This window comes from Sulfitobacter sp., from assembly GCF_036961165.1.
GTDB lineage: Bacteria > Pseudomonadota > Alphaproteobacteria > Rhodobacterales > Rhodobacteraceae > Sulfitobacter.
Genome location: NZ_JBALVJ010000045.1, coordinates 18,268 through 29,468, shown reverse-complemented (window position 1 = coordinate 29,468; position 11,201 = coordinate 18,268). Strand labels below are relative to the sequence as shown.

Below are 11,201 nucleotides of genomic sequence, written 5' to 3'. Positions count from 1 at the left end.
TTGATGATGACCCCCGATCAAACACCCGACCAATCGAGCTCATCGACTCTCCGCGCTGCCATCTGTCCCAAATCTCCGACTTCTGCTTGTCCGTGAAAAATACGCGGCGACGATACTTCATTTTGATCACTCCATCTTTGGCTAAAGATTAAAGTGTTGCGTCGACCCGTTGAAATCGCCCGACATTGCCAACACTACCGTGGGCAAATTCGCCAACATCGCGGCCTACGTCCGGATCGGAGCCACAGATCACCCGTTGGAAAAGGCCAGCTTGCATCATTTTCACTACCGGTCAGGCGACTATTTTGACGATGCATCTAATGACGATGACTGGTTCGCACATCGCCAAACACGGCGCACCACCATCGGCCATGACACATGGCTGGGACACGGCGCGCAGGTGCGGCCCGAGCTGGCCATTGGACACGGCGCGGTTGTGGCGGGCGGCGCTATCGTGACGAAGGACGTGGCCCCTTATATGATTGTCGCCGGCATTCCGGCTGTCCCTCTCAGGGCGCGGTTTGCACCTGATCTGGCCGAGCGGCTTATGGCATTGGCATGGTGGGATTGGCCCCATTCACGCCTGCGCGCGGCGTTGGTGGATTTCCGTGCCTTGAGTGCCGAGGCCTTTCTAGAGCGCTACGAATAGCTATTCAGCTGCAAGGGGATTTGTCGGGGCGCTTTGCTGATCCGTTGCGCCAGCGCGCCACACAGGTGCAACCAGCGTCCGTTGGCGAGCGTCCACTCTATCTAGCGCGTTGTGGCGTCGACGACGACCAGATCGGCGCGACATCTGTCGGCGATCGCGCCCCGGTCAGACAGGCCCATGATGCGTGCGGGGTTCGTTGAGATCATTCGCCATGCCGCTCCGAACCCGAGTATGCTCTCATCCGCCAGCGCAAAGGCCGCGCGTGCAAGCGACGGATAGCGGTAGTCAGACACCAACGCATCGCAAAGTCCGCGGCGGATCAATTCAACGGCCGCGATATTGCCGGATTGGGAGCCGCCCCGCACCACATTGGGCGCGCCCATCAAAACCGGATCTCCATTCACTTTCGCCACCTTTGCCGGTGGGTGGCGCGTTGGAAATTCGCACACCCGCGCACCGATCATACTGAAGTAGTCACGCGTCGCAGCATCGAGGCCATCATGACTGCCATAGGTGACCCCCATCCGGTCAAAAGCTGCGGCAAGGTTGAAAAGATAGCGTGGAACGCGGGATGATAGCTTTTGCGTCTCCTTAACCAGTTGCACGTGTTCAGCCAGATTGCGGCCCTCGTTTTTCGCCTAGAAGGCCAAGCCATGAGGATCGGTTGTGACTATACTACGGGCGGCGCTGAGGTGGTTGTTGAAAATGACATAGTCGATGCCGTGTCGCGCGATGGCAGCCACAAGCCGCGCCTCGGTGTCCACGGTGTGCATCTCGCAGCGCAACTGGATGCGCAGATTGGTCAGGGCTGTCGGACCGTATTCAGCAAACGCCTCCATGAAGGTCTCTGCAGAGTCAGGGCCGCGACTGCCCTCTTCCCATGGCCAGCTTTGCGCCATCCACGCGGTTGTCACACCGTTCACCGCCGCGTCGCGGTCCACAGATTGAAGCGCGATATCGGTCGGAAAGCGCACGCTGGAACGCGGAGCAAGATGCCGCTCGAACGCGTCGCCGTGCAGGTCGATGATGCCAGGCAGAATCAGGTAGCCGGATAGGTTAACAAGCGGGAGGTGTGCCGATGCTCTAATTGGCGCGAGGCGTCCGTCTAGAATGGCAAGATCATCCGGCACCAAGGTGTCACCGCGCAAAACCTTCCCTCCAGACAGGCGCAGGTCCTCAACGAAATACATGGCTCAGCTCAACCTGTTGTGTTCGGGTGAAACGTAGCAGCCTTCTGTATCAGCTTTGTGAAATCCTATTCGTCAGACAGGGTCAGCGTCACTTTATCGCCTGCAAACCACGTGCGGCCAACCTCGATCGGGGTGCCGTCGAAATCTACGTTAATGCCGATCGTCCGCAGGATAGGCGCGTGCTCGGCTATTTGCAGATGCAGGGCCTGGGTTGCCGTGGCCAGTTTGGCATTCACCCGCGTCGAGGCGCGGATGTAGTCGTGAACACCACACTTGGCCAACGCCGAAGTAACCGAAGGGTTTTCGCCCAGATGCTCAAGAATGTCAGGGCAGCGTGTCGCGGGAAATGCGCTGCGGAACAGCGCGATGGGGCGGCCTTCGGCCAGTGATAGTCCCTCATAGACATGGACCTGCGCGCCCACAGTCAGACGCAGCGCATCCGCCTCGGCAGTAGAGGCCGTGCGCGTTTCCAGCATCAGCACCTTTTTCGCCGGAGAGCGCCCCGCCGCGCGCAGGTTCTGGTGAAACCGGACACGCCGCCCGATGGGATAGTCGGTCGGAGTTGTGGTGACGAAGACACCCGCACCACGGCGGGCATGGATAAGGTTTTCCTCGGCCAGTTCGGCAAGGGCATGGCGCACCGTATGACGGTTCACGCCAAAGCGTTGGGCTAGGGAGGCTTCGGTCGGCAGCTTGTCACCAGCGCCGTAAATCCCTTCGGCGATGTCATGTCGAATAGATGAGGCGATTGCCTTCCAGATAGGCGTGCGCTGGGTCATGTCACTAAATCTTCATACTTCGGGGGATTGGCAGCGGGCTGCATCATCGCTATGATTTGTCTAGTTGTATAGACAACTCCGAAAGGTGTCTAGATGAATATGATGAGCGATCCGAACGCAGCGCGCAAAGACTGGCTGGGCCTGCTGGCAAAGTCCCCAGTGGATGAGGTTGTGCGGTTTTGGGCCGCACTCTCGATCACGCCCGAGCACAGCATACTACGTGCCCCCGAGATTGGCGGCGTCATGGTGCGCGGGCGTGCAGGCGCAGTGGGTGCCGCGTTTAATCTGGGTGAGATGACCGTCACCCGCGCGTCGGTGAAGTTGGCCGACGGGACGGTTGGCCATGGTTATGTGCAGGGGCGATGCAAAGACCACGCGCTGCACGCAGCCCTTGCCGATGCGCTGCTACAAACTGGTGCGGCGGAGGCTGTTGAAGCAGGGTTACTGACCCCCCTGCGTGCAGCCGCTGACGCGCGCAAAGAAGAACGCGCTGCCAAGGCAGCAGCGACCAAAGTTGATTTCTTTACAATGGTGCGGGGAGAAGACTGATGCAGACGCATATCCTTGAGGGTGGCTTTGCGGACAAGTCAATTGATGCCGCCCACGCATTTCGCGCGGTGATGACGGCTATGGCGCGACCCGGTGAAATTCTTGATGTAACTGGCGCGCAGCCACCCGCCCCCCTTTCAGTTGCGGCAGGCGTGGTTCTGCTGACGTTGTGTGACCCCGAAACGCCTGTTTATCTGGCCACCAGCCATGACACCGAGGTCGTCCGCGAGTGGGTCACCTTTCACACCGGCGCACCCTTTGCCGCAGCGCAGGACGCGGTGTTCGCGCTGGGCACATGGAGCACTCTGCCCCTGCCCGAATTCTCGCGTGGCACGGCGGAATACCCTGATCGCTCTGCCACGTTGATTGTCGAAACAGATGAGCTGAACAACAAAGGTGCAGTTCTGCGCGGACCGGGGATCGAGGATCAGGCGGAGCTTTCTTTGCCTGAAACGCAAACCTTTCAGGATAACGCGCGCCTGTTCCCGCTCGGCCTTGATTTCATTTTCACCAGTGGCGCGCGCCTTGCATCGCTGCCCCGTAGTACAAAGGTATACTGATGTATGTTGCTGTAAAGGGTGGCGAACGCGCCATCGACAACGCGCACGCATGGCTTGCCGAAGAACGTCGCGGCGACACAGCCGTGCCAGAGTTGAGCGTGGCGCAAATCCGCGAGCAGATGGCACTGGCCGTCAACCGTGTGATGGCCGAAGGATCGCTGTATGATCCGGACCTTGCCGCGCTAGCGATCAAACAGGCACGCGGCGATCTGATCGAGGCGATCTTCTTGATCCGCGCCTATCGCACCACCCTGCCCCGCTTCGGTGGATCAACTCCGATTGAAACTGAGAGCATGGCCTGTGACCGGCGCGTCTCTGCCACCTTCAAGGATGCGCCCGGCGGACAGCTTCTGGGGCCGACATTCGATTACACACACCGCCTGCTGGACTTCAAACTCGCAGCCGATGGTGAAGTAACCGATGCGCCACGCGCCGAACCTAACCAGACTGCGACGCCGCACATCATGTCCTTTCTTGATCGTGAGGACTTGATCCAGAGCGAACCTGAGGGCGAACAGACACCGCCCGACTTGACCCGAACACCACTTGAACTTCCGGCCAGTCGCGCCTTGCGCCTGCAATCGCTCACGCGGGCCGATGAGGGGTTCATCCTTGGTATGGCCTACTCAACCCAGCGTGGTTATGCGCGCAACCACGCCTTTGTGGCAGAGTTAAGGATCGGCGCGGTGGCCGTTGAGATGGAGATCCCCGAACTTGGATTTGCCATCGACATCGGGGAAATCACTGTCACCGAATGTGAGACAGTCAACCAGTTCAAAGGCTCCAAAACCGAGCCACCACAGTTCACGCGCGGCTACGGGTTGGTCTTTGGCATGACCGAGCGCAAGGCGATTTCAATGGCCTTGGTGGACCGCGCCCTTCGTTGGAAAGAGCTGGGCGAAGATGACATGGGCGCGCCTGCGCAAGACGACGAATTCGTCCTCTACCATTCCGACAACATTCAAGCGACAGGGTTTCTGGAGCATATCAAACTTCCCCACTACGTCGATTTCCAGTCAGAGCTGGAGCTGATCCGCAAGCTTCGCCGCGAGGCGCAGACATCTGAAAAACCCAAAGAGGAGGCCACGCCATGAGCGCGTACAACTTCGCTTATCTGGACGAACAGACCAAACGGATGATCCGTCGCGCGATCCTCAAGGGCCTTGCGATCCCCGGTTATCAGGTGCCCTTCGCCAGCCGCGAAATGCCGATGCCTTACGGGTGGGGCACGGGTGGCGTACAGGTGTCGGCCGCCGTGCTGACGCCGGATGATACGTTCAAAGTCATCGACCAAGGGGCGGATGATACAACCAATGCTGTCTCTATCAGGCGTTTTTTCCAGAAAACTTCCGGTGTTGCAGTGACCGAAGCAACAGCTGAGGCCAGCGTCATCCAGACCCGCCACCGCATCCCCGAGCAGGACCTGAGGTCCGATCAAATTCTGGTCTATCAGGTGCCGATCCCCGAACCGCTGCGCTTTCTTGAGCCTTCCGAAGTCGAGACGCGCAAGATGCACAGCCTTGAGGAATACGGCCTGATGCATGTGAAGCTCTACGAAGACATCAGCCAACACGGTTACATCGCAACAGCCTATGCCTATCCGGTGAAGGTTGAGGGGCGCTATGTGATGGACCCTTCCCCGATCCCCAAGTTCGACAACCCCAAGCTGGAAATGGCGGGCATTCAACTGTTCGGCGCAGGGCGCGAACAACGCATTTATGCTATCCCGCCCTACACTCAGGTCGTCAGCCTTGATTTTGAGGACTACCCCTTCCAGCCGACCAAGGCTTATCACGCCTGTGATCTATGCGGTGCGGATGACAGTTACTTGGATGAACTGATTATGGATGATGACGGCGGCCGCATGTTCATGTGCTCGGACACCGATTATTGCAGCACGCGCCGCAAGCAGGGCCATGTCGGCGCGCAAGGCGTCCCTTTTGCGGAGGATGCGGCATGACCCCGCTTTTGCAGGTTGAGAATATTGCGAAACATTATGGCGCGCGGATCGGCTTCACCGATGTGTCGTTTGACCTTTATCCCGGTGAAGTCATGGGGATCGTCGGTGAAAGCGGATCGGGCAAATCCACGTTGCTCAATTGTCTAGCAGGGCATCTGACGCCAGAACACGGCGCTGTTCGCTTTGACACCCGCGCGGACGGGCTGCGCGACACTGTCACGATGAGCGAGCCTGAACGGCGGATGCTGGGCCGCACGGACTGGGCGTTTGTGCACCAACATGCCCGCGACGGGTTACGTATGAATGTCAGCGCGGGCGGCAATGTGGGTGAACGGCTGATGGCTGTGAACGCACGGCACTACGGTGATATCCGCGCCTCTGCGATTGACTGGTTAGGACGGGTAGAGATCACCGAAGACCGGATCGACGACCGGCCCACAGCGTTCTCTGGCGGGATGCAACAACGTTTGCAAATTGCCCGCAATCTGGTGACGGGGCCAAGGCTGGTGTTCATGGATGAGCCGACGGGCGGCCTTGATGTATCCGTCCAAGCGCGGCTGCTGGATCTGCTGCGCGGTCTTGTCCGAGAGATGAACCTGAGCGCAATCATCGTGACCCATGACCTCGCCGTTGTGCGTCTACTTGCTGACAGGCTGATGGTGATGAAAGACGGGTATGTGATTGAAACCGGTCTCACCGATCAGGTGCTGGATGACCCGCAGCACGCGTATACCCAACTTCTTGTTTCCTCCGTTTTGCAGGTGTGACGCCATGATAAAGATCGAAAATGTATCCAAGTCCTTTACCCTCCACAATCAGGGTGCCGCGGAAATTCCGGTGATGCAGGGGGCATCCTTGCAGGTCGCGGCAGGCGAGTGTATCGCGCTGGTCGGTGCGTCAGGTGCGGGAAAATCGACCTTAATGCGGATGATTTACGGAAACTACCTGACAGCTTCGGGGCGGATCATGGTTGGCGACATTGATGTGGCCACGGCCGCCCCGCGTGAGATCATCCAGCTACGCCGTCACACATTAGGCTATGTCAGCCAGTTCTTGCGCGTGGTGCCGCGCGTCTCAACCCTTGATGTGGTGGCAGAGACGTTGCTGGTCACTGGAACCTCGCAGGCAGAGGCAACCGTAAAGGCGCAGATCTTGCTTGCGCGGCTTAACATTCCGGAACGGCTTTGGTCGCTCAGCCCTACGACGTTCTCGGGTGGTGAACAGCAACGGGTGAACATCGCGCGCGGTTTTGCCTGTCCTTACCCAGCGTTGCTGTTGGACGAACCCACAGCCAGCCTTGACCCCACCAATCGCGCGACCGTGCTTGCCATGATAAGCGAGGCAAAGGCGCGCGGCGCTGCGATCATCGGAATCTTCCACGACCACGCAGCAAGGGACGAAATCTGCGACCGGCAGCTGGACGTGACAAGCTTCACGCCGGGGTTGGCCGCGTGAGCGGACGCTTCATTGCAGTGGTCGGCCCTTCAGGTGTTGGCAAAGACAGCGTTATGGAGGCATTGGCCGCTGCCGATCCACGTATCATTCTGGTGCGGCGCGTGATCACGCGTCCCAACACCTTGGGCGGGGAAATCTTTGAGGGTGTCACCGAAGAAGCGTTTCACGGGCGTAGTACCGCAGGAGAGTTTGCGCTGAGCTGGGCTGCGCATGGGTTGCACTACGCGATACCAGCTTCGGTAGAGGCACAATTGCAGGATGGAAGGGACGTTCTGGCGAACATTTCCCGTTCCGTTTTGACCTGTGCAAAGGATAGGTTTGCGCGCTTCGACGTGATCAATCTAACGGCGAACCACGACGTTTTAGCCGCGCGCCTTGCTGCCCGCGGACGAGAGACCGCACAGCAGATCGAACTCCGGCTTGAGCGCGCAGCAGCGCCCCTGCCTGACAGCATAACAGCCAATACCATCGACAACAGCGGCCCTCTTACGCAAACGGTGAAGGTCATTCTGGCCCGCCTTTATCCGGTGAGAGTGTGACGGTGAATTTGATGAAACATCCCGTTTTGATCCTGCCCTACCAGCGTTATTGCATCAATCATGAAGGGCGCAGGAACAATCGCGGAGAGACGGGGCTTCAGCGCGGAAATGATATCTGCCGCTTGGTCCGTCGGCACACGACCAGTGAGGGTCAGGTGAAAGTGAAAATCGTCAAAAATGAAGGGGTAGCCCCAGTCGAGCATCTGCTGGTCCTGCCGCGCGCTCAGTCGCGATTTCCGGCGACGCGCGATGTCGTCGCCGCTAAGCGGGGCGCGGTACAGGTCAAACTCCTTTACCGTTGCCGCAGCAAAATCACGCAACCGGAGTGGCTGGTTGGCAGGGCGCAGGGCGACAAATCCGTTGTCATGCCGCAGCTCCAACTCTCCGATCGTGAACGCCTGATGACACATCGCAAAAGCGGCGACAGCGCTTTCCAGCTGCGTTTGATTGAGGTCTTGATCGAGGTAAAAGGGCGGCTTCAACGTACCATGGAAGCCGTATTTACGCGGCGTTCGCGTAATTGTGGCCACATCTACACCGACGACGTCAGGGTGTGGCACCACACAGCCGCTCACATTGTCCCAACCAAGCCAGGCGGCACCGAAATCCGCCAAAGCACTGTTTGGGGTAAAAAAGATAGCGTAACGTTCAAACATTTGTTTTCCTTCGCAGAGCGTCCACTCTGCCAAACTTGCGTGACACTGATATGATAGAACAGACTATTTTCGCCAACGCCAGCCTGATCCTGCACGACCAAGTCGTGCGCGGAGCACTGGTAGTCAAGGACGGCGTGATTGCCGGAATTGATCAAGGAAGCAACGTGCCCAACGGTGCTATCGATCTCGGCGGCGACTTTCTTGCGCCTGGTTTGGTGGAATTGCACACCGACAATCTGGAGCGTCATTTGTCTCCGCGTCCGAAAGTGGACTGGCCCTATCGCGCCGCCATTCTAGCCCATGACCGTGAACTTGCAGGCACCGGTATCACAACCGTTTTTGATGCGATCCGCGTCGGTTCCATCGTGTCGGGGTCAAGCAAGCGGTACGGAAAATATGCACGGCGCATGGCAGGCGAAATCCTTGGGATGCGCTCTGCGGGCCTGCTGCGGATCAGCCACCACATTCATTTGCGTGCCGAGATTTGCTCTGAAACATTGGTTGACGAGCTTGCGGAATTCACGCCGGAGGACCGGATTGGCATCGTCTCGATGATGGACCACACACCGGGCCAAAGACAGTTCGCAGATCTGTCCAAATTCGAAACCTACGTGCGGGGAAAATATACGTTTGGCGATCAAGAGTACCTTGATTACGTCGATTTCCTGTACGGGCTTCAAGCTAAGTTCGGCAGCAGCCACGAGGCCGCAACCGTCCTAGCGGCACAGCATTTGGGCGCGGCTTTAGCCAGCCATGACGACACGACCGCAGAGCAGGTTGTAACCAGTCAAGCCTATGGCGTCACGCTAGCCGAGTTTCCAACCACGGTGGCCGCCGCCAATGCCTGCCATATCCACGGCATCGCGACGATCATGGGCGCCCCAAACCTTATTCGTGGTGGATCACACTCAGGCAATGTGGCGGCTGCCGAGCTGGCCGAGCTAGACCGGCTGGACATTCTGTCGTCCGACTATGTCCCGTCGGGGCTACTAATGGCTGCCGTTCAACTGGGCGATCTGTGGAATGACCTGCCACGCGGCATGGCGACCGTGACGTCGCAGCCGGCCAAGGCAGTGGGCCTGACGGATCGCGGTACCTTGCGCGAGGGTCAGCGCGCGGATTTGGTCAGGTTCATGAAACTCGAAGGCACGCCGGTTCTCAAAGAAACCTGGAGCGACGGTGAGCGGGTGTTCTAGGGCAGTTTGTGGGCCCATCCAATTTCAAAGAGTGGGAGCGGAGGCCGCATGCAGGCAAACTAGTCAGTCGCGCATGACGAATAGTTCTAGAAAGCGTTCCGACTTTGAGATGGACGTCGAAGAGCACAAAAAGGCCCGTCGCGGAGAGCGCGCCGGGCCTTGTAGAGTCAGATGGCAGGCTGCTTAGTTAACGGCTGCTGTGTCCACGACATCCTTAGCAATCGCACGCGGGTTGGACGCGATCTGGATCTGGCGTGGCTTCAGCACGTCAGGCACCTGTAACTCCAATTCGATGTGCAGCATGCCGTCAGCGTGGGTCCCCCCACTCACGACAACATGGTCGGCCAAATGGAAGCGACGCTCGAACGCGCGGGTGGCGATGCCGCGATGCAGATAGGTCTTGCCCTCGTCGTCATCCGCCTTGCGCGCAGAGACGATCAGCGACTTTTCACGCACCTCAACGCTCAGATCAGCTTCGGAGAAGCCCGCGACCGCGATCGAAATGCGGTAGGCGTCATCCTCAAGCTTTTCGATGTTGTAGGGCGGATAGCTTGGCTGGCTTGTCTCGGCAGTCAGCACGCGGTCCATCAGGTTGGCGATCTGGTCAAACCCGACAGTGGAGCGGTAAAGTGGTGCAAAATCAAAATTACGCATGTGTTCATCGTCATAAGTGAGCGATTGTCTTACCGGGCCTTTCACCATTGGACAGGCCCGAATTTATAGGCACTAGGACCCTTTATAGGCATCCTGACAGCTCAGAATTGGGAATTTATTTTCGAGGTTTCAAGGGGCGGCGACACCCTTAAGGGCGCACAAACTTCGCACCAGTGTTCACCTTGTCGTCACCGACGCGAATGCGCCGCTCTCCGGATTTGGAGCCCAGATAGACAGCACGGCCCGCGACCAGTTCGGCCCGCAGTTCGGCCAGTGGCTGGCCCAGCGCAGTCCCGAGCGAGACATGCTCACCGTGCACTTCGGCCTTCGCGGACACAACGGAAACGATATGCGCCTCGCCGTCCTCTACTATGAAAATTGGCGCACCACTGGAGCCGAAATCGACCGAGCAAGAAGTGACCAAAACCCCGTCCTGCCGCGCAAGAACCTCGCAGACTTCTTGCAAGGAGGGCGCCTCGGAACGGTCAAAAGCGTAGCTAACCACGCCAACGCTATCCCCCGTCCGCGGACGGGCTGCTGTTTTGAAGGGCTTGATTGAGGCATTGCGGATAGGTTGCTCAAGCTCCAACAGTGCCAAATCATTGCGCACACGTTCAGAAGATAGGGTTTCGGTGTACACATAGTCGGGATGAACGACCACGCGTGACACATCGCGGTAAGCATCCGCGCGACCATTGCGCCAGCCCGCCAAAAACTCGATACGCCCGCCATCAATTCGTTCGCCAGTATCGCTTTTGTACATGCAATGGGCGGCCGTCAGAACCAGCTTGGGAGCGATCAACGTGCCAGTACAGAAGCCTTTGCCATCAATATCCAGACGGCCCACGGCTTCCCATTCTTTGGCATCATCCCCGTTATCAAGGCGCTTGAGACGCGAATCTTGGGCCACCGCACCAGAGGTGAGCAGCAGTCCAAAGACCACCATAGCGACCAAGCGATGCAAATCCAAATCCCCCGATAAGTGACGTAACTCCACTCAATTATCGACGATAT

At 58.5% G+C, this 11,201-nt stretch carries 15 protein-coding genes and 1 pseudogene; 9 read left to right on the top strand and 7 right to left on the bottom strand.

The genetic code is table 11. The features are described 5' to 3' along the window. Positions 1–121, bottom strand: a pseudogene (locus V7730_RS22695) (IS30 family transposase); the annotation flags it as partial. A gap of 48 nt (positions 122–169) precedes the next feature. Between V7730_RS22695 and V7730_RS16225 the strand changes: the two are divergent. Next, a complete protein-coding gene (locus tag V7730_RS16225; protein WP_335748643.1) occupies positions 170–649 on the top strand; it encodes a chloramphenicol acetyltransferase in 480 nt (159 codons plus the stop codon). A 101-nt stretch (positions 650–750) separates the two neighbouring features. On the opposite strand, the gene V7730_RS16220 is transcribed toward V7730_RS16225, so the two are convergent. The 3 genes from V7730_RS16220 to phnF all read right to left on the bottom strand — a co-directional run bounded on the left by V7730_RS16220 (position 751) and on the right by phnF (position 2,618). Continuing rightward, positions 751–1,254, bottom strand: coding sequence for a hypothetical protein (locus V7730_RS16220; RefSeq protein ID WP_335748642.1), 504 nt, complete (start codon positions 1,252–1,254; stop codon positions 751–753). Positions 1,255–1,287: 33 nt separating this feature from the next. Next, complete coding sequence (locus tag V7730_RS16215) at positions 1,288–1,839, bottom strand: hypothetical protein (RefSeq protein ID WP_335748641.1); 552 nt, start codon at positions 1,837–1,839, stop codon at positions 1,288–1,290. 65 nt (positions 1,840–1,904) lie between these two features. Then, positions 1,905–2,618, bottom strand: coding sequence for a phosphonate metabolism transcriptional regulator PhnF (gene phnF, locus V7730_RS16210; RefSeq protein WP_335748640.1), 714 nt, complete (start codon positions 2,616–2,618; stop codon positions 1,905–1,907). Between the two features lie 93 nt (positions 2,619–2,711). On the opposite strand from phnF, the gene phnG reads away from it, so the two are divergent. From phnG to phnN, 7 genes are read left to right on the top strand one after another with little or no spacing between them, the layout of a single operon-like run. Beyond that, positions 2,712–3,167 (top strand): phosphonate C-P lyase system protein PhnG, encoded by a 456-nt coding sequence (gene phnG, locus V7730_RS16205; protein WP_335748639.1) that lies wholly within the window; start codon positions 2,712–2,714, stop codon positions 3,165–3,167. Next, positions 3,167–3,727, top strand: coding sequence for a phosphonate C-P lyase system protein PhnH (gene phnH, locus V7730_RS16200; protein ID WP_335748638.1), 561 nt, complete (start codon positions 3,167–3,169; stop codon positions 3,725–3,727). Before phnG ends, phnH begins: the two co-directional genes overlap by 1 nt. Further along, positions 3,727–4,821, top strand: coding sequence for a carbon-phosphorus lyase complex subunit PhnI (locus tag V7730_RS16195; protein ID WP_335748637.1), 1,095 nt, complete (start codon positions 3,727–3,729; stop codon positions 4,819–4,821). Before phnH ends, V7730_RS16195 begins: the two co-directional genes overlap by 1 nt. Continuing rightward, entirely contained in the window at positions 4,818–5,687 is an 870-nt protein-coding gene (locus tag V7730_RS16190) for an alpha-D-ribose 1-methylphosphonate 5-phosphate C-P-lyase PhnJ (RefSeq protein WP_335748636.1), read from the top strand. The genes V7730_RS16195 and V7730_RS16190 overlap by 4 nt, the downstream gene beginning before the upstream one ends. Further along, the gene (gene phnK, locus V7730_RS16185; RefSeq protein ID WP_335748635.1) at positions 5,684–6,454 is read left to right on the top strand and encodes a phosphonate C-P lyase system protein PhnK; all 771 of its coding nucleotides are present in this window, start codon (positions 5,684–5,686) and stop codon (positions 6,452–6,454) included. The genes V7730_RS16190 and phnK overlap by 4 nt, the downstream gene beginning before the upstream one ends. 4 nt (positions 6,455–6,458) lie before the next feature. After that, positions 6,459–7,142, top strand: coding sequence for a phosphonate C-P lyase system protein PhnL (phnL, locus tag V7730_RS16180; protein WP_335748634.1), 684 nt, complete (start codon positions 6,459–6,461; stop codon positions 7,140–7,142). Beyond that, the gene (phnN, locus tag V7730_RS16175) at positions 7,139–7,681 is read left to right on the top strand and encodes a phosphonate metabolism protein/1,5-bisphosphokinase (PRPP-forming) PhnN (protein WP_335748633.1); all 543 of its coding nucleotides are present in this window, start codon (positions 7,139–7,141) and stop codon (positions 7,679–7,681) included. Before phnL ends, phnN begins: the two co-directional genes overlap by 4 nt. Here phnN and V7730_RS16170 read toward each other — a convergent pair. Further along, positions 7,663–8,337 carry a DUF1045 domain-containing protein gene (locus tag V7730_RS16170; protein ID WP_335748632.1) on the bottom strand — a complete coding sequence of 225 codons (675 nt, stop codon included), beginning with the start codon at positions 8,335–8,337 and terminating at the stop codon, positions 7,663–7,665. The genes phnN and V7730_RS16170 overlap by 19 nt on opposite strands. A gap of 50 nt (positions 8,338–8,387) precedes the next feature. On the opposite strand from V7730_RS16170, the gene V7730_RS16165 reads away from it, so the two are divergent. Beyond that, positions 8,388–9,533: an alpha-D-ribose 1-methylphosphonate 5-triphosphate diphosphatase gene (locus V7730_RS16165; RefSeq protein WP_335748631.1), complete on the top strand. Its 1,146-nt coding sequence runs from the start codon at positions 8,388–8,390 to the stop codon at positions 9,531–9,533. A 183-nt stretch (positions 9,534–9,716) separates the two neighbouring features. Here V7730_RS16165 and V7730_RS16160 read toward each other — a convergent pair whose 3' ends face one another. Both V7730_RS16160 and V7730_RS16155 read right to left on the bottom strand, forming a co-directional pair. After that, complete coding sequence (locus V7730_RS16160; RefSeq protein WP_335748630.1) at positions 9,717–10,187, bottom strand: Hsp20 family protein; 471 nt, start codon at positions 10,185–10,187, stop codon at positions 9,717–9,719. Positions 10,188–10,335: 148 nt separating this feature from the next. Next, positions 10,336–11,133, bottom strand: a complete 798-nt coding sequence (locus V7730_RS16155) for a trypsin-like serine peptidase (protein WP_335748645.1) — start codon at positions 11,131–11,133, stop codon at positions 10,336–10,338. Between the last annotated feature and the right edge of the window lie 68 nt (positions 11,134–11,201).

Bases quoted from the DNA above. Each gene is read 5' to 3' on its own strand.
- V7730_RS16165 (WP_335748631.1), top strand. From the start codon at position 8,388: ATGATAGAACAGACTATTTTCGCCAACGCCAGCCTGATCCTGCACGAC.
- V7730_RS16160 (WP_335748630.1), bottom strand. From the start codon at position 10,187: ATGCGTAATTTTGATTTTGCACCACTTTACCGCTCCACTGTCGGGTTT.
- V7730_RS16215 (WP_335748641.1), bottom strand. From the start codon at position 1,839: ATGTATTTCGTTGAGGACCTGCGCCTGTCTGGAGGGAAGGTTTTGCGC.
- V7730_RS16155 (WP_335748645.1), bottom strand. From the start codon at position 11,133: ATGGTGGTCTTTGGACTGCTGCTCACCTCTGGTGCGGTGGCCCAAGAT.
- phnK (WP_335748635.1), top strand. From the start codon at position 5,684: ATGACCCCGCTTTTGCAGGTTGAGAATATTGCGAAACATTATGGCGCG.
- V7730_RS16190 (WP_335748636.1), top strand. From the start codon at position 4,818: ATGAGCGCGTACAACTTCGCTTATCTGGACGAACAGACCAAACGGATG.
- phnG (WP_335748639.1), top strand. From the start codon at position 2,712: ATGAATATGATGAGCGATCCGAACGCAGCGCGCAAAGACTGGCTGGGC.
- V7730_RS16170 (WP_335748632.1), bottom strand. From the start codon at position 8,337: ATGTTTGAACGTTACGCTATCTTTTTTACCCCAAACAGTGCTTTGGCG.
- V7730_RS16195 (WP_335748637.1), top strand. From the start codon at position 3,727: ATGTATGTTGCTGTAAAGGGTGGCGAACGCGCCATCGACAACGCGCAC.
- phnH (WP_335748638.1), top strand. From the start codon at position 3,167: ATGCAGACGCATATCCTTGAGGGTGGCTTTGCGGACAAGTCAATTGAT.
- phnF (WP_335748640.1), bottom strand. From the start codon at position 2,618: ATGACCCAGCGCACGCCTATCTGGAAGGCAATCGCCTCATCTATTCGA.
- phnL (WP_335748634.1), top strand. From the start codon at position 6,459: ATGATAAAGATCGAAAATGTATCCAAGTCCTTTACCCTCCACAATCAG.